The organism is Bradyrhizobium archetypum (assembly GCF_013114835.1).
In the GTDB taxonomy this organism is placed as follows: Bacteria; Pseudomonadota; Alphaproteobacteria; order Rhizobiales; family Xanthobacteraceae; genus Bradyrhizobium; species Bradyrhizobium archetypum.
In genome coordinates this window covers 83,942-107,394 of the sequence record NZ_JAAVLW010000002.1, presented here as the reverse complement: position 1 = coordinate 107,394, position 23,453 = coordinate 83,942, and the positions used below count along the sequence as shown (strand labels likewise).

The following is a 23,453-nucleotide window of genomic DNA, read 5'->3' as shown; positions in this document are numbered from 1 at the left end:
TTTGTACTTGCGGCGTGTCTCACTGCTTGACCCGCCCTTCGGCAACCTTGTCCACGACGATCGGGCTATCCCGGTTAACGAGTACCCATTTCGACCGAAATCGCTGTATAGTGGCGGCGGGCTGACGTTCCGGCCGATGGGAAGACCATGATCAAGACATCAATGAACCGCGTGGTCCTGCCCGTGATCGGGCTTGTTATGGCGAGCGGCATCGCGACGGCGGTCGCCGTCCACTACATCTGGCGCGAGCCCGTTGTTGACCGGAGCGGCACAAGTGTCGCGCCAAAGCCGGTCGCCGACGAGCGAACCAAGGGTCCGGCGGCGCTTGCAGCCGCGCAGAGCGAGGCAAACGCGGTCGCAGCCGCGCTGGCCGGATCGACGGCGCCCGAGAGCGGCGACGGCAATCCGGCGTTCGATGTCGCCCGCATCGAACCGACTGGCGAAGCGGTGATCGCGGGACGCGCGACGCCGGGCGTGACGGTGGAATTGCTGCGCAATGGCGAATTGCATGATCGCGTGATCGCGGATCAATCCGGGCAATTCGCCATGGTCCCGCCCCTGCTTCCGCCAGGCACTTACGACCTGACGCTGCGCGCCAAACAGCCGGACGGCAGAGTGACCACGTCCAAACAGAGCGTGACGGTGGCGCTCGAGCCGAATCTGAGGGAGCAGCCGGTCGTGGCGCTGATGACGCCAAACAAGCCCACCGTCGTGTTGTCCCAGCCGGCCCAGCCAAAGCAGGAAACCGCTGCAGTGGTGGTGGAGGCGGTCGAGATCGAGGCCGGCGGAAAGTTCCACGTGAGTGGCCGCGCGCGCTCCGGCGCTCCGGTGAGGCTCTATCTGAACGACAGCTTCATTGCGTCGGTGACGGCGGGAGCGGACGGACGCTTTGCCGTCACGGTCAATGAAGGCATCGGGCCCGGGAACTACCGCGTGAGGCTGGACGAGGTGGATTCGAAGTCCGGTACAGTGCGTGGGCGCGCCGAAGTGCCGTTCAATGCTCCCGACCCCGTGGTAACCGCGTCGGTGCCCCCGCGGACCTCACCGACCAAACAGCCAGACTCCGGCGCCCTACCGCAGTCCAAGGTGGCGGATGCCGCAGGCGCCCCCCTCCCCGACGTCACGAACGCCTCCACCGTGGTAGTGCCGAAGATCACGACTACCACGGTATCGCGCGGCGACAGCCTGTGGCGCATCAGCCAGGCCACCTATGGCGCGGGCACACGCTACGCCACGATCTACAAGGCGAACCGAGAGCAAATCCGCAATCCCAACCTCATCTACCCCGGCCAGATCTTTGTCATTCCCAACCGAGAAGCAAATCCTTAGGGAGCACCTTCAAACGGACTTCTCCGCTTCTGCCGTTTTAAAAAAGTGGCCTTCGAAAAACAACGAGCGCGTCAAGGATACTGCTTGGCCCATCCCGTACTCCATCCTTGATGGCACCTTGGACGAATGTATCACCAAGTTCTTGGAGCTGCCGCTGCGCCAGCGTCATCTCTACGAGATTCATACTGCCCCGCAGGGCGAGTTGATTCCCCGAGTCATCTCCGCCGAACTGGTCGTTGAACTCGCGAGGCTGCGCGATTTTTTGTGATGCCCAGGATCATCATTTCGCTTTGCCGCGCGATGGACGCTCGGTATGGCCGATAGGCGTCATGACGCGTACCTCTGGTAGAACGTGTTGGTGAACAGCTCGCCCGGATCGTACTTCCGCTTCGCTGCGAAGAAGTCATTGATCTGCGGGTACGAGCGCTGCAGCTGATCCTTCGAATAATGGAGCTGGTAGGGCAGGAAAAACCGGCCCTTGTGCGCGATGGTGAGGTCGATCAGTTCTTCCGTCGCCTTCTTCATGCGCCGGTTGCCCTCTTCATCGGTGGTCTGGTTGATATAGAGCACCAGCGAGAACGCCGGCTCCGGCGAATAGGTCAGGAAGTTGTTCTCCTGATGCACGACACGCACCGACGCGTTCAGCAGATTGGTCCTGTTGTCGGTCAGCACCTTGCGCATGCCGTCGACGAACGAGACGAACTGGCTACGCGGGATGAAATATTCGTGCAGGATGTCGGTATCGTTGGGCAGCGAATTGCGCAAGTAGGGCACCGAATCGTGCATCGGGTCGTTGCGGTTGACGAGGCAGGCCTCCGCCGATCCGATGGCCTGCGCCCGCGTCACGGTGCAGTTCTCCATGCGGTGCTCGATGTGCTTTTCCGACAGCCATTTCATTTCCTGAAACAGGGGGCCCTGCTTGGAGAGATTGACCGTCAGCCGGCGCAGCCTGACGCCGGAAACTTCCCCCAGCGGCTGCCGCTTGAAGTCGCTGCCATCCACCTTGGTATAAGTATAGAGCAGCAACTCCTTCAGAAAGCTGCTCGGCGCGGTCGAGAGGTGACCGTACATCAGTCCGATATCGGCATTCTTCTCGATCTCGCCTGCGAACAGCGCCGGAAACTCCTTGTAGTCCATCACGCGGCGCCCGGTCTGGTAGACCAGATTGTCGGCAATTTCGAGCTCGGCCTCGACGATCACGCCGAACAGGCCATAGCCGCCGACCACAAGGTTGAACAGGTCTGCATTCTCGGCCGCCGAGACAGTCTGAAGCGAGCCATCGGCCAGCATCACCTTCATTGACTTGATCGATTTCGCGAGCGCGCCGGCCTGATGGTCCATGCCGTGGGCATTGACCGAGATCGAGCCACCGACGGTGAAGATGTCGGTCGACTGCATGGCGCGGACGGCAAAGCGCGGATGCAGCACGTTCTGTATATCGTGCCAGGTTGCGCCCGGCTGTACTGTGACCGATCGCGAACGCTCATTGAGCACGATCTTGTTGAAGCCGCGCATGTCGAGCATGATACCGCCCTTGCGGAAGGCGTGCCCACCCATGCTGTGGCGCACGCCGGCGCTGGTAACCGCGAGCTTGTTGTCGCGCGCAAAGGCCAGCGTCTTCGCGATATCCTCGACGCTGCGAACCTCGACCACGCCGTAGATTTCGGTCTTGTTGAGACAGCTCGCATCGTTGATGCTGCCGCCAAGCTGCGACCATTTCACATCCTTGAGCGGCGCAATCGCCTTGATCCGCTCCAGATCGATTTTCGCCTGCTCGCCGCTGCCAACTGCGGGACCGCAATCCTTGTCGGCTGCAGGATCGGCCGCCAGCGCCTGAAGCTTGCGATAGCTGTAGACGCCGAGCAACACGACGACCACGGCAACGACCGACGCACCGGTTTTGAAGTTTTGTGAAAATTTTCGCATGAATTGATTCCGGGGATGGGGGATAGTCCGGGCAGGCGGATATTTAGTCAAATTTGGGCAGCTTCGGGTTCGATAGACCGGTTGCATTACCGAAGCGATAAGCCGGAGCGAACAGATGAAGGGCTGCCGAATACATGTGATGGGGGCATCGGGTGCGGGCGTCACCAGCCTCGGCCGCGCCCTCGCCAGTGCGCTGGCCGTCCCGCATCATGACACCGACGATTACTTCTGGCTGCCGACAGAGCCGCCCTACCGGGACAAGCGCGACGTCGGCGAGCGCCTGAAGCTGATGCAGGATATCTTCCTGCCGCGCGCCGCCTGGGTATTGAGCGGATCGCTAATCGGTTGGGGCGACGTGCTGATCCCAAATTTCGACATGGTGATCTTCCTCACCACCCCTCGCGAGATACGATTGCAGCGCCTGCGCGCCCGCGAGGCCACCCGATTTGGCACCGAGGCGGTGGCGCCCGGCGGCTGGCGGCATGCGGAGACCGAGCAATTCATCGAATGGGCGTCGGGCTATGAGGAGGGCAACGTGAGCCGTACTCAGGCAAAGCATCAGGCCTGGCTCGCGAAACTACCCTGTCCGGTGCTGCGAATGGATGGATCGCGGCCGCTGCCCGAGCTGGTCGCGGAAGCGCGCCGGGTGATTGGTGGCCAAGCGGCCCCTGCATGATGGAAGCCTTTCCGCGGCTCGCTTCTCCCGATAATCTGCCGCTCACTGCGGGCGAGACAACGCTCCGCGCCGGACGAGAGGACGCTTGAATTGACGGGCTTGACGCCCTGTACCTCCACCGACAATCAACAACATTATCCAGGGAGAACGCCAATGCTGACCCGACGCAGTATGATGCTTGCCTCTATCGCCGCCGGAGTAATCATGAACAACAGAACCGCCTCTGCCAAAGCGGCGCAGCCATCGACGCCGGTCAATTTCGACGTGCCCGCGGGCGCCTGCGATTGCCACACCCATATCCATCCCGATCCCGAAAAATTTCCGTTCTTCTCCGGCCGCGTCTATACGCCCGAGCTGGCCTCGCCCGAGGAAATGACCGCCCTGCACAAGGCGCTGCACATGGAGCGCGTGGTGATCGTCACGCCCTCGATCTACGGCACCGACAATTCGGCCACGCTGTTCGGCATGGCGGCGCGTGGGCCGACCGCGCGCGGGGTTGCCGTAATCGATGACAAGACTTCCGACAGCGATCTCGACCTCATGGGCAAGGCAGGCATTCGCGGCGTGCGCCTCAACCTCGCAACCGGCGGCGTCAATGATCCGAGCGTCGCGCGGCCGCGATTTACGGCCGCCGTCGAGCGGATGAAAGCGCGCGGCTGGCACGTCCAGATCTATACCAATCTGCCGATGATCACGGCGGTCAAGGATCTGGTCATGGCTTCGCCGGTGCCGGTCGTGTTCGATCATTTCGGCGGCGCGCAGGCCTCGCTTGGCGTCGAGCAGCCCGGCTTTGCCGACCTCGTCGATCTCGTCAAATCGGGCAAGGCCTATGTGAAGATTTCCGGTGCCTACCGCGCCTCGAAACTCGGCCCCGACTTCACCGACTGTGTCCCGCTCGCCAAGGCGTTGATCGGAGCCAATCCCGACCGCATCGTGTGGGGCACCGACTGGCCGCATCCGAATTCGGTCACGCCGCCCGACAAGAAGGTCACCGATGTGACGCCGCTGTTCCAGATCGACGACGGCCGGCTGTTGAACCAGCTTCCGGTGTGGGCGCCGGATGCGGCAGTCCGCAAGAAGATCCTGGTCGACAATCCGGCGCAGCTTTACGGGTTCTGAAGCCTCACCGGTGAGGCCGCGACGCGATCCGCAGGCCGGAGCGGGTCGTGGTCGTAGTCGCGCAGCCAGTTGCCGACCTTGCGCAGGCCGCCGAACGGGAACAGGTGAAATCCGGCACATCGCGCGACGGGCTCTTGGCTGCCGCCACATCGCCGGCGATCAGGACGATACGCGACCGTGGCCGGGCTGATGCGGTGCGCCAGTTCTCGGCGAGGAAGCTTTCGAGCTCGCCCGACGATCCCTGGCGTTCCTCGATACGCATGGCTTGCTCCTGCGGTTATCCCTGCCGGCATCAAGGGATGGTCACTGGAGCGCGTCAACCCGGCTATAACCGCGCGCGGCGCGAGAACACCGAGATCAGCACCGGCAGCGTCACCAGGATGACGAGCGGCGCCAGCATCATGCCGGTGACGACGACGATCGCCAGCGGCCTTTGCACCTGCGAACCGATCCCTTCCGATATCGCCGCCGGCAGCAGTCCGACGCCCGCCACCACGCAAGTCATCAGCACCGGCCGCAATTGCAGCTCGCCGGTACGGATCACCGCGCGCATCCGCTCGTAGCCTTCGTCGATTAGCTGATTGTACTGCGACAGGATGATGATGCCGTCCATCACGGCGATGCCGAACAGCGCGATAAATCCGATCGCGGCCGAGACGCTGAAAGGAATGTCCGAGATCAGCAATCCGAGCACGCCGCCGAAGATCGCCATCGGGATCACGCTCATCGCGAGCAGCGTGTCGACCATCGAACCGAAATTGAAAAACAACAATACGCCGATCAGCGCGAGGCTGATCGGCACCACGATCGACAGCCGCCGGATGGCGTCCTTCAGGTTGCCGAACTCGCCGACCCATTCGATCCGCGATCCCGGCGGAAGCTGGACCTGCTCGGCGACCTTGTCCTGCGCTTCATGGATCGCGCTGCCGAGGTCGCGATTGCGCACCGAGAACTTGATCGGCAAATAGCGCTCCTGCCCTTCGCGGTAGATATAGGCGGCGCCCGAGATCAGGTTGATCGAGGCAACTTCGCTGAGCGGGATCTGGGTGATCGACCCGCCCTGCCCCGCCACGCCGATGCGCAGGTTATGGATCGCCTCCGCGCTCTTGCGGTATTCGGGCGCGAGGCGAACGATGATCGGGAAATGCCGGTCGCTGCCGGGCTCATAGAGATCGCCGGCACTGTCGCCGCCGACCGCGACCTTGATGGTGGCGTTGATATCGCCGGGCGAGAGGCCGTAACGCGCCGCCCGCGCGCGGTCGATATCGATCTGGATCGTCGGCTGGCCGAGCGAGGTGAACACGGCGAGATCCGTGACGCCGGCCACCGTGCCGAGCACGGATTTGATCTTGTTGGCCGTATCGGTCAGCGCTTGTAGATCGTTGCCGTAGAGCTTGATCGAGTTCTCGCCCTTGACGCCCGACACCGCCTCCGAGACGTTGTCCTGCAGATATTGCGAGAAGTTGAATTCGACGCCCGGGAATTTGTCCTGCAACTGCCCGAGCAGTTGCGCTGTCAGCTCGTCCTTGTCGCGGGTGCCGGGCCACTCGCTGCTGGGCTTTAGCGGCGCGAAGAATTCGGCATTGAAGAGGCCGGCGGCGTCGGTGCCATCGTCCGGGCGGCCGTGCTGCGACACCACAGATTCCACCTCGGGCCGCGCGCGGATCATCCGGCGCATCTCGTTGACGTAGGCGTTGCCTTCCTGCAGCGAGATGGTCGGCGGCAGCGTGGCGCGGATCCACAAATTGCCCTCTTCCAGCTTGGGCAGGAATTCCAGTCCGAGCATCCGCGCGAACACGATGGTCAGCAGGACGAGACCGGCGGCGCCGGTGAGCACGATCCTGCGGTTGCTAATCGCCCACTTCAGCACCGGCACGTACAGCCGGTCGAGCTGCTTCACGATCCAGGTCTCGGCTTCCTCCAGATGCGAGGGCAGGATGATCGCGCTCAACGCCGGAGTGATCGTGAACGTCGCGAGCAAACCTCCCGCTAGCGCGTAGGCGTAGGTGCGCGCCATCGGCCCGAAGATATTGCCTTCGACGCCGCTCAGCGTGAACAGCGGCAGGAAGGCGGCGATGATGATGGCGGCGGCGAAGAAGATCGAGCGCGACACATCGGCGGCCGCCGACAGGATGGCGTGGCTCTTCATCCCCATGGTGGTTTCGAAGGAGATGTGGCTCCGCTCGGCTTCCGACAGCGCCGTCGTCTGGGTCAGCCGCCGGAAGATCGCCTCCACCATGATCACGGTCGCGTCTACGATCAGGCCGAAATCGATCGCGCCGACCGAAAGCAGGTTGGCGGATTCGCCGCGCAGCACCAGGATGATGACGGCGAAAAACAGCGCGAACGGGATCGTCGCGCCGACGATCAGCGCGCTGCGGAGGTCACCGAGGAACACCCACTGCAGCAGCACGATCAGGATGATCCCGACCACCATATTGTGCAGCACGGTGTGGGTGGTGAGGTCGATCAGATCCTTGCGGTCGTAGATCCGCTCGATTTTCACGCCCGGCGGCAGGATCGAGGAATTGTTGATGTCGTGAACCAGTTTTTCGACGCGAGCAATCGTCGGCGAACTCTGCTCGCCGCGCCGCATCAGAACGATGCCCTGCACGATGTCGTCGTCCTGGTCGAGGCCGGCGATGCCGAGCCGCGGCTTCTCCCCGATTGTGACCTGGGCGATGTCGCGCACCAGCACCGGATTGCCGCCGGACTGCGACACCATCGTGTTGTTGAGATCGTCAATCGAGCGGATCAGGCCGACGCCGCGTACCACGGCGGACTGCGCGCCGATATTGACGGTGTTGCCGCCGACATTGATGTTGGCGTTGCCGACGGCCTGCAGCACCTGCGGCAGCGTCAGCCCGTTGGCGACCAGTCTGTTGAAGTCGACCTGCAGCTCATAGGTCTTGGTCTTGCCGCCCCAGCCGGTGACGTCGATCACGCCCGGCACAGCGCGGAAGCGGCGCTGCAGCACCCAGTCCTGCAGCGTCTTGAGATCGAGCACGCTGTAATTCGGCGGGCCTTTCAGGCGGTAGCGAAAGATCTCACCGATCGGGCTGAGCGGCGAGATGGTCGGCTGCACATTGCCCGGCAGCGGCGGCAGTTGCGCCAGGCGGTTCAGGACCTGCTGCAGCGCCTCTTCATAGGTGTAGTCGAAGGAGAATTGCAGTTTGACGTCGGACAGGCCGTACAGCGAGATGGTGCGGATGGTGCGCAGGTTCTTGATGCCGGCAACCTGGGTCTCGATCGGGATCGTGATGTAGCGTTCGATCTCCTCCGACGACAGGCCCGGGCTTTGCGTCACGATGTCGACCATCGGCGGGGTCGGATCGGGATAGGCCTCGATGTTGAGCTGCTTGAACGCGATCAGGCCGCCGACCAGCACCGCGACGAACATGCCGACCATCAAATAACGGCGGCTGATTGCTAGGGCGACCAGGCGATCCATTCAGATCGAAGCTTTCAATGAGCGAGGCATCAGCTACCGGATGCGGCCCGGTCGATGAATAGGGCGCCCTTGGTGACGATCTGCTCGCCGGGCTTCAAATTGCCGACCACCTCGACGAGATCGCCATTGGTTAGGCCGGGCTTGATCTGACGCAGTTCAATGGTCTTGTCCGCATGCGCGACCCAGATGCGAACCTGGTCGCCTTCGTAGATCAGCGCCTGTTTCGGCACACCGACCGCCGGACGGTCGCCAGCCGAATAGATCGTCACATTGGCGAACATCTCCGGCTTCAGCGTGCCGTTCTTGTTGTCGATGGTGGCGCGGACCAGCAGCCGCCGCGTCGCCGGATCGATCGCGGTGGCGACGTAATTGATCCGCGCCGAAAGCGAGCGGCCCGGCAACGCCAGCACGTTGAAGGTCACGTCCTGCCCGACCGCGACGTTGGCGCAATCGCTCTCGCGGACAAAGGCCGTCAGCCAGACGGTGGAGAGATCGCCGATCACGTAGACGGGATCGCTGGCGCCGGCATTGATAAACTGGCCGGGGCCGATCTTGCGCTGGACGACGGTGCCGCCGATCGGCGCGAAGATGGTGGTCTCGGGATTGATGCGGCCCTTTTCCTGAAAGGTCGCGATATCTTCATCGGTGAGGCCGAGAATGCGCAGCTTGTTGCGCGCCGCTTCCATCGCCGTCTGCGCAGCGCGCATGTCGTTCTGCGCCTGGATCAGCGTTGCCTGGCTCTGCTGATAATCCTTCAGCGGAACCGCCTTGCCCTCGAACAGATCCTTGGCGCGTTGTCCCTGCAACTCGGCCAGCTCAAGCGCGGATTTCGCCTTGTTCATCGCGCTCATCGCGGCAATGAAGTCGTTTTGCGCCTGAATGTTGTCGGCGGCCTCGATCACGAACAGCGGCTGGCCCTTGACGACAGTGTCGCCCGGTTTGGCCAGTAGCCTGGTGACGCGTCCCGCGTAAGGCGAGAACACCGGCGTCGAACGATCTTCGTCGATTGCGATCTTGCCTTCGGTGACGTGTTCGGCGCGGAAGCCGCGTTCGGTGACGGGTTGAATGGTCAGACTGGCCCATTCAGCTGCGCTCGGCGTGTAGCGCTGCAGCCCCTTGCGCGACTGGCTCGAGATTTCCGAATGCCCGCGCTTGGGACCGCCGATCTGGGCGTAGCCATAAGCGCCCGCGCCGATGACGGTCAACAGGCCGGCGACCAACGCCAGCCGCCTCCGGGTAACCATCTGCAATTGCTTGGAAAACACGTTCAGCATCCGGGCCCGGAACCACTCAGCGACGATTTGTCTCACTTACCCGCTAATAGTGCCCAATTGACCTTTTAGACAACCTAAAAATCGAAAATCGGCCTGGCGGCGAGGTTAAAGTTTGGCGAACCGGAGTTGATCGGGGCCGACCGCCTCATTCGCGCACCGGCCATTGCGGCGGATGGGTGCCGAGCGGCATGGCCGGACGGGCCCAAAATGCCGGCGTTTTCGACAAAATCGCGGAATGCCGGACCACCCCCAGCGCACCAAAACCTGAATCGACTTCCTCAATGAACGGCATCACCGCCTCCCCCGTAAGATCACGGGTGCCGAGCCCGCCCATGACCCGGCCGAGATTCCACAGCCAGCGTCCGGTCTGCGCCAGCGACACCTGGACGTGCCAACTGCCGCCTTCACGCGCTTGCCGTGCCTTGGCCATCATGGCGCCGAACGCCATGAAGTAACCGGTGGCGTGGTCAAGCATCTGCGCCGGCAATTCCTTCGGTCCACCGATGCCGGCGGCCTGCCCCTCGGCATGGTTGAAACCGGTCGCGGTCTGCACCAGCGAGTCGAAGCCGCGCCGCTCCGCCCACGGACCAGCGGCACCATAGGCCGACAACGTGACATAAATGATGCCGGGATTGATGCGCGCCGCATCTTCCGGCGCGAAGCCGAGGCCGGCGATCGCATACGGCCGGTAGCCTTGCGAGAAAATATCCGCCTCCCTTAGCAGGCCGCGCAAGGTCGCTCGCCCCTGCTCGTCCTTCAGTTCGACAAAGCTCGTCAGCTTGCCGCGCCCGGTATCGATGGTCAGCCACGGGATCGCCGGCAGCTCGGGGCCGGAGATCAGCAGCACGTCGGCGCCATGCGCGGCAAGCGTTCGCCCCGCGACGGGACCCGCGATCACCCGCGACAGATCGAGCACGCGGATGCCGGCGAGCGGCCGCTCGCCCGCGGGCCACGGCTTTGATGCGGCCTCGCCGATCTTCGTGATCGAGACCAGCGGTAATCCGGCGAGCGCCTTGGCGTGCAGTGTCTCCGACCATTCGGCATGGGAGCGCATGAAGGCGACGACGGCGCCGCTCGCATAGGCCGCGGTCTCGAACGCCTCGCCATCCCATTGCATCAGCGCGGCCTGAACCGCCTCGCGCTCCGGCTCGCAGTTCAGCACCTTGCAGACGGCGTCGCGGTGATGCGGAAAATTGGTGTGCAGCCGCACGAAGCCATCGCGGGTCTTGTAAACGCCAGCGATCGCATCCCAGGCCGGCGGCGGCGGCTTGCCGTCGACGCGAAGGTAACGCTCGCTCCGGCATTCGACCACGGCATGGCGCATGTCAACCGCAACCTCTTGCGCCTCGCCGCTGCGCATTTTCCAGATCTCGGCCGCGGCGAGCGCGCTGGCGGCAATGCTGACCTGCGCGGCGGCAGCAACGCGAAACGAGGACGGCAATTGCGGCTCCGCGCCGGTGAGCATCAGCGCGTCGGGCGCGGACGCCTCGCCGCCGGCAGAGGTCCAGATATCAGAAAGGATTTCGCGGGGGCTTTGCATCGGCGTGTCGCTTCCGTAACGTTTCCTTTTCAATCGCACGCAACGTACCCGGATGGAGCGCAAGCGAAATCCGAGCACGATCTCGCAAGCGGACAGGCCGCTCCCGGATTGCGCTTCGCTTCATGCGGGCTACGTCCTCGCCCACGGAAGGAGTTGCAATGGCCGCCATCGATCCCTTGACGGCGGGAGCCGTTTTCCTTGCGACCGCGGCAACGGATGCGGTCTATGTCATGTTCACCTCGGCGGTGGTCGCACGCAAGCGCGTGCCGGCGGCGACCTGGAGCAGCGTCTGGTATCTGCTTTCCTCCTACGCCGTCATCAGCTACACCGAGAACTGGATGTATGTTGCCTTCGCCGCGTTCGGTTCGTGGGTAGGCGCCTACGCGACGATCACCTTCCTGCACAGCCCACCCGGAGGCCCGCCCGTGGGGGCTGCTCCGGAGTAGGTAATCTCTCCCTCCGCGCCGCCTAGATCCGACACGCTGCGGCCCATCCGCGTCCTTGCGAGCGCAGCGAAGCAATCCATGTCTCGGCGCGGGGATCGATGGATTGCTTCGCTGCGCTCGCAATGACGCTGGATACAGTTTTGCGATCTCGCGACGCGTGGCGTCCGAGCGTATGGGCAAAGCGATCGCGTGCCTACCCATCCGGCAGCGTGGGCGGATGGATGGTGGGTACGGCGCTATCGCGCCCTTGCCTAACCTACGCAGCGCCCTTCGCACTTTGAGCTTTCTCACGCGTTACCTTCACCGCTACAATGCACTGCGGACCAACAAGGAAAAACAAAAAATGGATTTGGGCTTGAAAGGCAGAAACGCCGTCGTGCTCGGCGGCACGCGCGGTATCGGGCGGGCGATTGCGGAAACGCTTGCCGGTGAAGGCTCGGGTATTGCCGTCTGCGCCCGCAACGCCGATCAGGTCGCGGGCACCGTTAGCGAGCTGAAAGCGCTTGGCGCGCGCGCCGCCGGCTCATCGGTCGACATCACCGACCCGGCCGCGCTGAAATCCTGGATAGTGGACGCGGCCCGCGAGCTCGGCAGCATCGACATGGTGTTTTCCAATGCCGGCGCGATGGCGCAAGGGTTCGATCCTGCCTCCTGGGAGCAAAACTTTCGGCTCGACGTGCTCGGCGCCGTCAACGCGTTCGAGGCCGCGCAGCCCTTCCTCGAGGCCAGCGGCGGCAAAACCGGCGATGCGGCGTTCATTATCATCTCATCGGTTTCCGCCGCACAGGCCGACGCGGCCAGCTCATACGGCCCGATCAAGGCGGCACTGATCCACATGGCCAAGGGGCTGGCGCGGCAACATGCGGGCAAGAAAATCCGCGTCAACGTAGTGTCGCCGGGCACGGTCTATTTCAAGGGCGGCATCTGGAACATGGTCGAGCAGGACATGCCGAAACGCTACCAGGATGCGCTGGCGCGCAACCCGACCGGCCGGATGGCAACGCCGCAGGAAATCGCCAATGCGGCCGTGTTCCTGGCAAGCCCCGCGTCCTCGTTCACCACCGGCTCAAACCTCGTCGTCGACGGCGCGATCTCGAACCGGGTGAATTTTTGACGACGGGGTGCCGTCAAACAGCCCGCAGGGCTGAAGCCGGAATCCATTTCACGGCTGAGATGCGGCTCAAGATTCCGGGTTCGCGCTTCGCGCGCCCCGGAATGACGGAGAGAGCACGCGGCCTCGCCTACTTGATCGTATCAGCGCCGGCCTTGCATGCCACACCATCCTGGTCGCCGGTCGCGCCGCTGCAACCGACCGCGCCGATGATCTTGCCGCCCTCGACAAGCGGGAAGCCGCCGGGAGATGCGGCCGGGGAAGGCGCCTCCAGCGTGGCGATATAGGCTCCCGCAGGCGTCTGCATCGCGTTGTTGAAGATCTGCGTCGGGCGCCGATAGCGCGCCGCGGTGCGGGCTTTGTTCTGCGAGATCGTCACCGACGCCTGCTGCGTGTTGTCCATCTTGTAGAAATAAACCAGATCGCCATGTGTATCGACGACGGAGATCGCGAGCTTCCAGTTGCGGGGAGATTTCGTCGCTTCGGCGACGACCGCCTTCACGACGTCGGCAGCGCGATCGGCGGTGATCGAATTTCCATAGGGATGTCGAACGGCATCTGGTCCGGCACCGTCGCCGGCGTGGCTGCTGGCTGTTGGGCACGAGCCGCGCCGTAGAACGCCACGGCCGCGCACGCTGCAAGGATCGCCAAAGTATTCTGACGCATGTCTTCCTCCCCAAGGGGTATTGATTATGTTGCGCCGGGCCTTCCCTGGCGTTGCCCGGCTGACATCAACACTAGGCGTTTTTCGGCATGGTTGAAACTCGCTTTGCGCGTGCGCATGCCGCGCCGGTTTGCTGCGGTCGCGAAAACAGTAATGGATTTCCCCAACGCGCTGCCAGCCGCGGCTGGTTGCGCGAACTCGGCTTGCAACTCGCGACCTAAACCGGTCAATTTGAATCGAAAAGCTAAGGGAACTTTACGAAGTTACCTTCACAGTGGCGCCCGCTTCGATGACCCGGCCGACTGGGTCTAATGACGGATGACCACGATGATTGTCGACGAGCAAAGGACAAAAGTGCAGCGCGAACCACGTCGCCAACTGCGCAAACGGCCAACATGGATGACGATCGACAATGGGATGACCAAGATCGAATGCGTCGTGCTGGACGTCTCGCCCGGCGGGGCCAAGATCGCGACTGACGCGGCGTTCGATGTCAGGGACAGTTTTGAATTGGCGCTGGTGCCCGAACACTCGACGCGCCAATCGTGCGAAGTAGTCTGGCGCCGCGGCAAGACCTATGGCGTGAAGTTCTTGTCTTGAGAGTCTGACCGCTCTGAGTTGGCTTTATTTTGTCGTGATGGCCGGGACGAGCCCGGGCATGACGAATTCGCGGCAAGGCCTCGCTTAATCGCCTGTACCTCTGAAGTCGCGGGCTCAATGGGCTCAATCGGCCCGGCTGTCATAATCCCCTTGTCCGCCGCCCTACTCTTGTCGTGATTGGCCTTGACGTATGACTGTATTATTACAGTCAGATGTCAGTTCGATTACGGCGGAGCGGCGGATGAGCTTGGAATGGCAGGCGCGGTCAGGTTCCCTGGCCTGGTCGAATCCCGTGTCCTGGTGGTGGGGCCTGTTGACGGTGGTGAGCGGCGTCAATATCGCCGCCTGGTTCGTGCTGTACCGCGAGCTTCCCGTCCAGTCCGGCAATGCTGGCAGCAGCGGCGCATCCAGTATCGGAATCATGCTGCTGTTCTGCGCGGCCTATGTGTTCGGCTGCGCCTTCAGGTCGTTTCTGCCACGCGCGGATGTGCAGCGGATCTGCTTGGTCGACACCTGGCTGTCGAGCGTCATGGTCGGACGTTCCGTGGCGACCGTTGCCGAGGTCTGCTTCGTCGTCCAGTGGGCGATCATCCTCCACCATCTCGGCACGATGACCGGCGCGGATACGGTCCTGAACGTTGCGTGGATAATCGTGCCGCTGATCCTGATCGCGGAATGTCTGTCATGGTATGCGGTGCTGACCCGAAACTATCTCGGCAATGCGATCGAGAATTCGCTGTGGGCAGTTGCCTTCTTCGCCATCGGCGTCGCGCTTTGCCGCCTGCTTCCGGAATTCAACGGTGTCGTTCGCGTAATCCTCATCGTCGCCATCGGGGGCATTGCATGCTTTCTGGCATTTCTCATGACGATCGACGTCCCGATGTATTTCAAGCGCTGGCGGACCGGAGATGCTGATGGAGACAAGCGTCTGACGCCGCGCGAGGGCCTGCGCGATGTCAGCACGCGCTGGGTCGTGACGCATGATATCGCCGAATGGAAGGAAGAGATGACCTGGATGGCGCTTTATTTCAGCCTGGCGGTCTGGTCCAGCCTGGCGCTGTGCGTGTTTTACTCGCTCGAGCATCATCTGCCGCAATACCGCACGCAGGCTGCGATCACGAGCAGAGCATCGAGCGCGCCGATCGCCGGCAGCCCGCGGTAACACCAGCCTCTCCTGAAACTTTGCGCCGTCGTGCAGGAGAGCCGGAGATTGACCCTTTCTCCGTAACGCTCAGTGAGGCGCGGGCAATCTGTCGCGGCCAGCCTCTACGGTTCCGCTGGTTTTCTGACTTGCGGTAAACCGAAATCAGGAATCTCATCTGGTCTGAAGCGTGATCGGAGGAGGAGGTTATGCAGCTATCGACAGACGATCTGCTGATACGCCAGATCAGTGCGCTGATATCAGCGACTGCTGATGCGGCATCCGCCAGCAAGGAACACGTCCCTTTCATGGAGGCAAAGTTCTACGATGCTCTGGCTGCGCATTGCGCCGAAAAGCAGCGGTTCGCAGCTATGTTTACGAGAAGTGGAGCCGGAACGGCGACAAGTGGATTGATCTACTGGTAGGCCGAAAGCAAGGGATCGGCGGGCTCTAGATTCTTGTTTTGACGCATTTTCTTGACGCGAACCGGTGTCCACTTCGCTTGAAAACGCTCTAATGAAAATCCCGTGACGGCGGCAATATCCGGACGTCGCGCGGGTGGCGGATTTTCTGTGCGGGCGTCTCAATATGATCGCGGCGATCATCGTTGAGCGGCTCGGCCAGCGCAGGCCCTGCGGGCACCGGATGCTTGCGGCTCAGCGCCTCATTGGCGAGGCCGATCAGGTCGTGGGAGCGGTCGAACATCCGTTGCGCCACCAGATGCGTCACGTTCTCCGGGCTGCTCTGGATATAGCCCTCGACCAGGATTAGGCGCGCGCCCATCACCTCTTTCCGGTACTGCTCCATCACCTTGGGCCACACCACGATATTAGCGATGCCGGTCTCGTCCTCCAGAGTCATGAAGACGACGCCCTTGGCGCTGCCCGGACGCTGCCGCACCAGCACCACGCCGGCACAGCGGACGCGGCGCTTCTCGTTCTTATGGTTGACGTCCCTGCAGGCGACGACGCGCTCTTTGGTAAACCGCTCGCGCAAGAATTCCATCGGGTGGCCCTTCAGCGATAGCCGGACTGTCTGGTAGTCGGCGACCACCTGCTCCGGCAGCGGCATCTCCGGCAGCGGCTTGGCATTCTCGTCGGGCTGCTCGCGGGCGACCGCGGCCTGAAACAGCGGCAGCGGCACGTCGTCGGGCAGCCGCCGCACCGCCCACAGCGCCGCGCGGCGGTCGAGCCCGATCGAGCGGAAGGCGTCGGCGTCGGCGAGCAGGATCAGCGCGCGCTTGGGCAGGCCGGTGTCGCGCGCGAACTCCTCCAGCGAGGTGAAGGGACGGCGGTTGCGCGCGGCGACGATGCGATCGGCCCAGTCTTTTGTTTCCACAGTGGCTGATCCACGGGCACCCCTCACCTCTCCCGCTTGCGGGGGAGGTCGGATCGCATCGATAGATGCGATCCGGGTGGGGGCTCTCTCCATACGAGCCGCGTGACTCGTGGAGGCACCCCCACCCCAACCCTCCCCCGCAAGCGGGAGAGGGAGCACTGTCCCCGTGCGGCTGGCCAAGGAGACTTCTGGCTTTAACGCATCCCGAAACGATATCTGCATTCCTTTCAACCGCTCCTCATCCTCATCGAGCCAGTGAAAGCCGTCGATCTGGCGGAAGCCGAGGCGCACGGCGCAGTACTTCCCCTCACCCTCCTCCAGCGTGTTCTGGGCAAAGCTAAAGGACACGTCGATCTCGCGGACCTCGACGCCGTTCTTGCGGGCGTCGCCGACGATCTGCGCTGGGGCATAGAAGCCCATCGGTTGCGAATTGAGCAGGCCGCAGCAGAAGGCGTCGGGATGCCAATGTTTCAGCCATGACGAGATATAGACGAGTTGCGCAAAGCTTGCGGCGTGGCTTTCCGGAAAGCCGTAAGAGCCAAACCCCTTGATCTGGTCAAAGCAGCTTTTGGCGAATTCAGGATCGTAGCCGCGCGCGACCATGTTGCCGATCAGCTTGCTCTCGTACGTGCCGATGGTACCGAGGTTGCGGAACGTCGCCATCGAACGGCGCAGGCCGTTGGCCTCTTCGGATGTGAACTTGGCCGCCTCGATTGCGATCCGCATCGCCTGTTCCTGGAACAGGGGCACGCCGAGCGTCTTGTGCAGCACGCGATACAATTCATCGGCCGGGCCCTGGTCGGGCGCCGGCGACGGGTAGCTGACCTTTTCCTGGCCGTTCCGCCGCCGCAGATACGGATGCACCATGTCGCCCTGGATCGGGCCGGGACGCACGATCGCCACTTCAATGACGAGATCGTAGAAGGTGCGCGGCTTCAGCCGCGGCAGCATGTTCATTTGCGCGCGGCTTTCGACCTGGAACACGCCGAGCGATTCCCCGCGACACAGCATGTCGTAAACCGGTTTCTCATCCTGCGGGACGGTGGCGAGCTCCCAGCGCTCGCCCTTGTGGTCGGCGATCAGGTCGAAGCATTTGCGGATGCAGGTCAGCATGCCCAGCGCCAGCACGTCGACCTTCATCATACTGAGCGCATCGACGTCGTCCTTGTCCCATTCGATGAAGGTGCGATCGTCCATCGCTGCGTTGCCGATCGGCACATAGGTGTCGAGCCGATCCTGCGTCAGCACATAGCCGCCGACATGCTGCGACAGATGGCGGGGGAATTCGATCAATTCGGTGGCCAGTTCGACGGCGAGCTCGACCATTGCATTTTGCGGATCGAGCCCGGCCTGGCGGATCTGCATCTCGTTGAGGCCCTTGCCCCAGCTTCCCCACACGGTATCGGCGAGCGCCGCGGTGACGTCTTCCGTCAGCCCCAGAGCCTTGCCGACATCGCGGATCGCGCTGCGCGGACGGTAATGGATGACGGTGGCAATGATCGCGGCGCGATGGCGGCCGTAGCGGCGGTAGACATATTGCATCACCTCCTCGCGCCGCGAATGCTCGAAATCGACGTCGATATCGGGCGGCTCCAGCCGTTCCTTGGAGATGAAGCGTTCGAACAACAGATCGACCTTGGTCGGATCGACCGAGGTGATGCCGAGCACGTAGCAGACGGCGGAGTTCGCCGCCGAGCCCCGCCCCTGGCAGAGGATGTGCTGGCTGCGCGCGTAGTGGACGATATCGTGCACGGTCAGGAAGTAATGCGCGTATTTCAATTCGGCGATCAGATCGAGCTCCTTGCGCAAGGTGGCGCGCAGCGTCTCGCTGATCACGCCGCCGAAATATTTGTCGACGCCGGCCCAGGTGAGGTCTTCGAGGTGCTCCTGCGCGGTCTTGCCCGGCGGCACCGGCTCGTCCGGATACTGGTATTTGAGCTGGTCGAGCGAAAATGAAATGCGAGAAGCAAAGCGCATGGTTTCGGTGATTGCCTCAGGCAAATCGCGAAACAGCCGCGCCATTTCATGGGCCGGCTTCAGGTAGCGCTCGGCATTGGCCTCGAGCCGCCGGCCGATCGCATCGATGGTGGTCTTCTCCCGGATGCAGGTCAGCACGTCCTGCAGCCGGCGGCGGGCGGGATGGTGGTACAGCACCTCATTGGTCGCAAGCAGCGGGATTTTTGCTGTTAGCGCGATGCGATGCAGCCGCGAGAGGCGACGCCGGTCGTCGCCGCGGTAAAGCAGACTTGCGGCGAGCCAGACGCCATCAGCCTTGGAATTTTTCAGGCGTTCGAGAATTTTCTGCGCGCCTTCCGCGTCGAAGCGGTGCGGCAGGGAAAGCACCAGAAGCTGACCCTCGGTGAAATCAAGGAGATCAGCGAACCTCAGATGGCACTCGCCCTTCTCGATCCGCGTGATGTCGTCACCGCGCTTGCCACGGGTCAGCAATTGGCAGAGCCGGCCGTAAGCGGCGCGGTCGCGCGGATAGACCAGGATGTCGGGCGTGCCGTCGATGAAGACGATCCGCGCCCCGATCAGGAGCTTTGGCTCGTGCTTGACCTCGGGATTGTCGAGCTCCTTGTAGGCGCGCACCACGCCGGCCAGCGTGTTGTGGTCGGCGATGCCGATCGCAGGGATACCGAGTTCGCTTGCCTGATGCACATAGGCGCGCGGATCGGAGCCGCCACGCAGAAACGAGAAATTGGTGGTGATGCCGATCTCGGCATAACCGGGAATGGTCACCGGGGCGTTCATGCGAACAGCCCGTGCACGAACCATCGGGGCGGAACGGCTTCGTCTTCCGCCTCCGCCGGTTCGCCGTCATAGAGCCCATCGCGAAAGATCCAGAAGCGCAGGCCCGCTTCATCCTCGATGCGGAAGTAATCCCGCGTCGGGCCGTCGCCGTTTTGTTTCCACCATTCCATCGCGATGCGTTCGGGACCCTCCACCCGCACCACCGCGTGGGTGACGCGGCGCCAGGTGAACTGGTGCGGCGGGCCGTCGGGCACGGTTGCGAACGGCACCTTGATCGGCTCCGGCTTATCGAACAGCCGCAACGGGCGCAGCGGCGGCTCGCCCTCGATACGCTCGGGCCATGCGGCCTGCGCGGCGGCCGCTAGATGATGCTGCGCCGCCACCGCCTGCACGGCGCTTTCAGGGATGTGGGTATCCTCGGGCAGATGCACGACGACGCGTTTTCCGCCGATGCGCGCAGCAATGCGGTCGATCAGCGCGGACAGCTCGTCATTATCATGGACGTTGGCGTCGAGGTCGCGCTGCTGCTGCACCACGATTTCGGTGCGGCTGGCGGAGAGTCTGATTAGATCGAAGCCGAAGCCGGGGTCGAGGGGATCGCTCAGCGCCTCTAGCCGCTCGCGAAACAGACGGTCGATCACTTCCGGCTTCGTTACCGGGCGTCCGGCCTCGACCGTAATCGTGCGCACCGCGCCGTCGGTGCGGAAAAAACTTGCTTCCAGCTTTCGTGCGCCCTTGCCCTGCTTGTCCATCGCCGTGACCAGCATGTGGGCGAGCGCGGACAGATTGAGCGCGATTACGGTATCGGTGGCGACCGGATCGGGAAAGCGCTTTTCGACGATGTAATCCGGCAGCGGCTTTCGCGGACTGATCGGGCCATCGCCCTGCCCCAGCGCCTGCTGCAACAGTGCCGTGAAGGACGCGCCGAACCGCGCGGTGATTTCGTGGTGACCTCGCGAGGCGACGTCACCGATGGTCTTTAGCCCGGCGCGGCGCAGGCCGGCGGTGATGGCATCATCCGCGCCGAGTGCCGATACCGGCAATGGGCTGACCGCTTCCGCCTCCCCGCCATCGGCGACGATCTTTCCGGAGGCGTGGCGCGTCAGCGTGCGGGCGCAGATCGCGGTGGGGGCAATCGCGGCGCTGACCGCGAAGCCGCGGCGGCCGAGCGCGCCGCTCACGATCTGCAGCAGCGCGCGCTCGCCGCCGAACAGATGGGCGCAGCCGGTGATGTCGAGATAGAGCCCATACGGCGGATCGAGCGCCACCAGCGGCGTGAAGCGGTCGCACCAGTCGGCGATGTCCTCGAGCGTCTTGCGATCGGCGACTTCGTCCGCGTCGTACACCGTCAGCTCGGGGCAGATCGCGCGGGCATTGGCGAGCGGCAGGCCGATCGAGAGGCCGGCGCGAACGGCGGCCTCATCGAGCGAATGGATCAGGATGGCGTTGTGCTGCTTGGCGACGACGACGGAGGGGAAGACTTGTTTCACCTCCCCCGCTTGCGGGGGAGGTCGCATCGCATCGCAAGATGTGATGCGGGTGGGGGCTCTCTCCACACGAACAGTGTCATTTGCGCCGACACTCCCATCCCAATCCTCCCCTGCAAGCGGGAGAGGGAGCCCGTCCAGTCTTTGCGCGTCAGCTTGCGCGGCGCTGACCTGCATAAGCCGCCGCGTGATGCGGTCGATGGGCAGGCGTGGCAGCCACAGGCTGAGGATGCGACGCCGGTTCACTGAATAGGCACTCATCGCAATTCCATTCCATGATCCAACGGCCGACCGGGCCATGACGGTTACGAACGAGCTGCGCGTCGAACACTGGCGCGCCCCATGCATTCCATGGAGCTGAAGGCGGCGAATGCGCCGCGCGGACGATCCATCTTGTCTCCGCCGTCGAAGGCCGCGGCTCCGCCGCCATCCGCAATAGCAATGCGGTGACGCCGAAGGCTGCAGCGGCCAGTGTGAGCTTGCGGCTGGCGACGAGATCGAGTTGGCGCGCCTGGCCCCAGACTTCGAGCACGACGGCACCGAGCGCATCGCAGGCCAGCGCGTCGGCGGCGGTCCGCAGCGCTGCATCGGTATCGGGTGCGCGCACGGTCACGAGCAGCCGCGGATCAAGACCCAATTCGCATAGTCCGCTGATCGACAGCGCGCCGGATTCAATTGCCGAAAAATCCTGCCGTACCCAGACCAGCGGCCGGCGCGGCGATACCCTCCCCGCGAGGCCTGCGATGAAGCCGGTTGCCGATGCGCTCTGGTGGCCTTCGGCGAACACTTCATGCACCGCTGATAGCGCAAGCCCGCCTTGCAACACAGAATCCGCTGCGTCATGGCCGAGTGTGACCTTGTTAAGGTCATGCGCACCGCCCTGCTCCAGGCGCTCGATGCTCCCGCGCAAAGTCGCAAGCGTGCTCATGCGTGCGGTGCTCATGCGCCGCTCCTTCAGGATTTGGCCTTTGCCGCTTCTTCCCTAAGTGAACTCGCGGCTGGCCCATTTGTTCATGGTATGTTCTAATATAAAGCTAACAGCACCGGCAGAGTCAATCGAGATCGACACTTTGTGGATTCATGAGTGGAATCAAAGGGATTCGAATGGCTGGATTTTGAAAACGAGAACGAAGAGTATGACATGCGCATCATCACCCTCAACAGCGAAACCGATTTCGACGGCTGGCGCACAGCGGCCCGCGCACTGGCGCTGAACGATGTCAAACCGTCCGACGTGACCTGGCGCGTGGCGGACGATGCGCCCGAACTGTTCGAGCCCACGAATCTGCCGCTTGAACCGCCCCATGGCACGTTCAACGTACCGGCCAAATTCATCGAACTGGCTGAAATCGCGATCCTGCACCGCAACCGGGAGCGGTTCGCCCTGCTCTATCGCCTGCTGTGGCGGCTGCGGCAAAACCACGACCTGCTCGCGATCGCCACCGATCCCGACGTGGCTGAGGCTACCGCCATGGCAAAAGCGGCGCGCTGCGACGAGCACAGGATGCACGCCTTGGTCCGCTTTCGCGAAGTCGGCCGCGAGCAGAAATCGCACTTCGTTGCCTGGTTCGAGCCGGAGCACCACATCGTCGAACTGGCCGCGCCGTTCTTTGCGCGCCGTTTCGCCGACATGCCCTGGTCGATCCTGACGCCTGACGTCTGCGCGCATTGGGATGGCTACATCGTCTCGATCACGCCGGGCGTCGCCACGGGCGAAGCCCCGCCCCCGGACCGGCTGGAGGAAACCTGGCGGCGCTACTGCGCCTGCATTTTCAATCCAGCCCGGCTGAAAGTGCAGGCGATGCGGAACGAGATGCCGCGGAAATACTGGCGGAACCCACCAGAGGCTTCATCGATTAACCCCCTGCTCGAATGTACCGGACGTACCGCCAGCGCGATGATCGTAAATGCGGCGACAGAACCGCAGAAACGGCGGGAACCGATCGGAGCCAGCGACAAGGCAAACGAAATGCCCCGCAAACAAGCCGACGATATCGAGACACTGCGCGAGGAAGCCGCCGATTGCCGCGCCTGCCATCTCTACAAGCATGCGACCCAGACCGTGTTCGGCGAAGGCCGGCAAACGGCGCGGATCATGTTGGTTGGCGAGCAGCCCGGCGACAAGGAAGACATCGCCGGAAAACCCTTCGTCGGTCCGGCGGGACAAATGCTCGACCGTGCGCTGGAAGAAGCCGGCATCGACCGCCGCAAGGTCTACGTCACCAACGCGGTGAAGCATTTCAAGTTCGTGCCGCGCGGAAAGATCCGCCTGCACCAGAAGCCGAACACGCCGGAAATCAAGGCATGCCGGCAATGGTATGAGCGCGAGCTGGCCGCGATCAAACCCGACCTGGTGGTGGCGATGGGCGCCACTGCGGCGCAAAGCGTGTTTGGGAAAATTACCCCGATCAACAAGAACCGCGGTCGCACGATCGGTCTCGATGACGGAACACAGGCGCTGGTGACGGTACACCCGTCCTATCTATTGCGATTGCCAGATGCGGAATCCAAGGCGCGGGAATACCAGCGCTTTGTGCAGGATCTCAAAATAGCCGCCGAGGCGCTGCGAAAATCGGCACGTGCGGCCTGAAATCCGC

At 63.2% G+C, this 23,453-nt stretch carries 20 protein-coding genes; 10 read left to right on the top strand and 10 right to left on the bottom strand.

Translation table 11 applies throughout. The features are described from left to right. Positions 1 to 147: 147 nt before the first annotated feature. Together HCN50_RS04990 and HCN50_RS33425 are read left to right on the top strand one after the other, a co-directional pair. Complete coding sequence (locus tag HCN50_RS04990; protein ID WP_171708531.1) at positions 148 to 1,329, top strand: LysM peptidoglycan-binding domain-containing protein; 1,182 nt, start codon at positions 148 to 150, stop codon at positions 1,327 to 1,329. Between the two features lie 118 nt (positions 1,330 to 1,447). Further along, complete coding sequence (locus HCN50_RS33425) at positions 1,448 to 1,597, top strand: hypothetical protein (protein WP_235976788.1); 150 nt, start codon at positions 1,448 to 1,450, stop codon at positions 1,595 to 1,597. 59 nt (positions 1,598 to 1,656) lie between these two features. On the opposite strand, the gene HCN50_RS04980 is transcribed toward HCN50_RS33425, so the two are convergent. Next, complete coding sequence (locus HCN50_RS04980; RefSeq protein ID WP_171708530.1) at positions 1,657 to 3,255, bottom strand: FAD-binding oxidoreductase; 1,599 nt, start codon at positions 3,253 to 3,255, stop codon at positions 1,657 to 1,659. A 115-nt stretch (positions 3,256 to 3,370) separates the two neighbouring features. Here HCN50_RS04980 and HCN50_RS04975 point away from each other — a divergent pair, with 115 nt between their 5' ends. Together HCN50_RS04975 and HCN50_RS04970 are read left to right on the top strand one after the other, a co-directional pair. Further along, positions 3,371 to 3,931 carry a P-loop NTPase family protein gene (locus HCN50_RS04975; RefSeq protein ID WP_171708529.1) on the top strand — a complete coding sequence of 187 codons (561 nt, stop codon included), beginning with the start codon at positions 3,371 to 3,373 and terminating at the stop codon, positions 3,929 to 3,931. A 153-nt stretch (positions 3,932 to 4,084) separates the two neighbouring features. After that, a complete protein-coding gene (locus HCN50_RS04970) occupies positions 4,085 to 5,050 on the top strand; it encodes an amidohydrolase family protein (RefSeq protein ID WP_171708528.1) in 966 nt (321 codons plus the stop codon). Between the two features lie 4 nt (positions 5,051 to 5,054). On the opposite strand, the gene HCN50_RS04965 is transcribed toward HCN50_RS04970, so the two are convergent. From HCN50_RS04965 to HCN50_RS04950, 4 genes are all read right to left on the bottom strand, one after another. Then, entirely contained in the window at positions 5,055 to 5,312 is a 258-nt protein-coding gene (locus tag HCN50_RS04965; RefSeq protein ID WP_171708527.1) for a hypothetical protein, read from the bottom strand. 63 nt (positions 5,313 to 5,375) lie between these two features. Next, positions 5,376 to 8,501, bottom strand: a complete 3,126-nt coding sequence (locus HCN50_RS04960) for an efflux RND transporter permease subunit (protein ID WP_171708526.1) — start codon at positions 8,499 to 8,501, stop codon at positions 5,376 to 5,378. A gap of 29 nt (positions 8,502 to 8,530) precedes the next feature. Beyond that, entirely contained in the window at positions 8,531 to 9,745 is a 1,215-nt protein-coding gene (locus HCN50_RS04955) for an efflux RND transporter periplasmic adaptor subunit (protein ID WP_376700263.1), read from the bottom strand. Between the two features lie 175 nt (positions 9,746 to 9,920). Next, positions 9,921 to 11,315, bottom strand: a complete 1,395-nt coding sequence (locus HCN50_RS04950; RefSeq protein ID WP_171708524.1) for a CoA transferase — start codon at positions 11,313 to 11,315, stop codon at positions 9,921 to 9,923. Between the two features lie 158 nt (positions 11,316 to 11,473). On the opposite strand from HCN50_RS04950, the gene HCN50_RS04945 reads away from it, so the two are divergent. Next, entirely contained in the window at positions 11,474 to 11,761 is a 288-nt protein-coding gene (locus tag HCN50_RS04945) for a hypothetical protein (RefSeq protein WP_171708523.1), read from the top strand. Positions 11,762 to 12,104: 343 nt separating this feature from the next. After that, positions 12,105 to 12,875, top strand: a complete 771-nt coding sequence (locus HCN50_RS04940) for an SDR family NAD(P)-dependent oxidoreductase (RefSeq protein ID WP_171708522.1) — start codon at positions 12,105 to 12,107, stop codon at positions 12,873 to 12,875. Positions 12,876 to 13,002: 127 nt separating this feature from the next. Here the strand turns inward: HCN50_RS04940 and HCN50_RS33420 are convergent, their stop codons facing one another. After that, positions 13,003 to 13,374, bottom strand: a complete 372-nt coding sequence (locus tag HCN50_RS33420) for a GlcG/HbpS family heme-binding protein (RefSeq protein ID WP_311967019.1) — start codon at positions 13,372 to 13,374, stop codon at positions 13,003 to 13,005. Further along, a complete protein-coding gene (locus HCN50_RS33415; RefSeq protein WP_235976786.1) occupies positions 13,371 to 13,538 on the bottom strand; it encodes a hypothetical protein in 168 nt (55 codons plus the stop codon). The genes HCN50_RS33420 and HCN50_RS33415 overlap by 4 nt, the downstream gene beginning before the upstream one ends. Positions 13,539 to 13,863: 325 nt before the next feature. Between HCN50_RS33415 and HCN50_RS04930 the strand changes: the two genes are divergently transcribed. From HCN50_RS04930 to HCN50_RS04920, 3 genes are all read left to right on the top strand, one after another. Next, on the top strand, positions 13,864 to 14,136 hold the full coding sequence (locus HCN50_RS04930; protein ID WP_171708521.1) for a PilZ domain-containing protein: 273 nt from the start codon (positions 13,864 to 13,866) through the stop codon (positions 14,134 to 14,136). A gap of 241 nt (positions 14,137 to 14,377) precedes the next feature. Then, complete coding sequence (locus tag HCN50_RS04925) at positions 14,378 to 15,298, top strand: hypothetical protein (RefSeq protein WP_171708520.1); 921 nt, start codon at positions 14,378 to 14,380, stop codon at positions 15,296 to 15,298. A gap of 188 nt (positions 15,299 to 15,486) precedes the next feature. Next, positions 15,487 to 15,702 (top strand): hypothetical protein, encoded by a 216-nt coding sequence (locus tag HCN50_RS04920; protein ID WP_171708519.1) that lies wholly within the window; start codon positions 15,487 to 15,489, stop codon positions 15,700 to 15,702. An 88-nt stretch (positions 15,703 to 15,790) separates the two neighbouring features. Here HCN50_RS04920 and HCN50_RS04915 read toward each other — a convergent pair whose 3' ends face one another. From HCN50_RS04915 to HCN50_RS04905, 3 genes are read right to left on the bottom strand one after another with little or no spacing between them, the layout of a single operon-like run. Continuing rightward, complete coding sequence (locus HCN50_RS04915) at positions 15,791 to 19,357, bottom strand: error-prone DNA polymerase (protein WP_311967547.1); 3,567 nt, start codon at positions 19,355 to 19,357, stop codon at positions 15,791 to 15,793. Positions 19,358 to 19,365: 8 nt separating this feature from the next. Further along, the gene (locus HCN50_RS04910) at positions 19,366 to 21,117 is read right to left on the bottom strand and encodes a Y-family DNA polymerase (protein ID WP_376700252.1); all 1,752 of its coding nucleotides are present in this window, start codon (positions 21,115 to 21,117) and stop codon (positions 19,366 to 19,368) included. Continuing rightward, complete coding sequence (locus HCN50_RS04905; protein WP_171708516.1) at positions 21,008 to 21,799, bottom strand: ImuA family protein; 792 nt, start codon at positions 21,797 to 21,799, stop codon at positions 21,008 to 21,010. The genes HCN50_RS04910 and HCN50_RS04905 overlap by 110 nt, the downstream gene beginning before the upstream one ends. Positions 21,800 to 21,997: 198 nt before the next feature. Between HCN50_RS04905 and HCN50_RS04900 the strand changes: the two genes are divergently transcribed. After that, positions 21,998 to 23,446, top strand: a complete 1,449-nt coding sequence (locus HCN50_RS04900) for a UdgX family uracil-DNA binding protein (RefSeq protein WP_171709171.1) — start codon at positions 21,998 to 22,000, stop codon at positions 23,444 to 23,446. Positions 23,447 to 23,453: the final 7 nt, after the last annotated feature.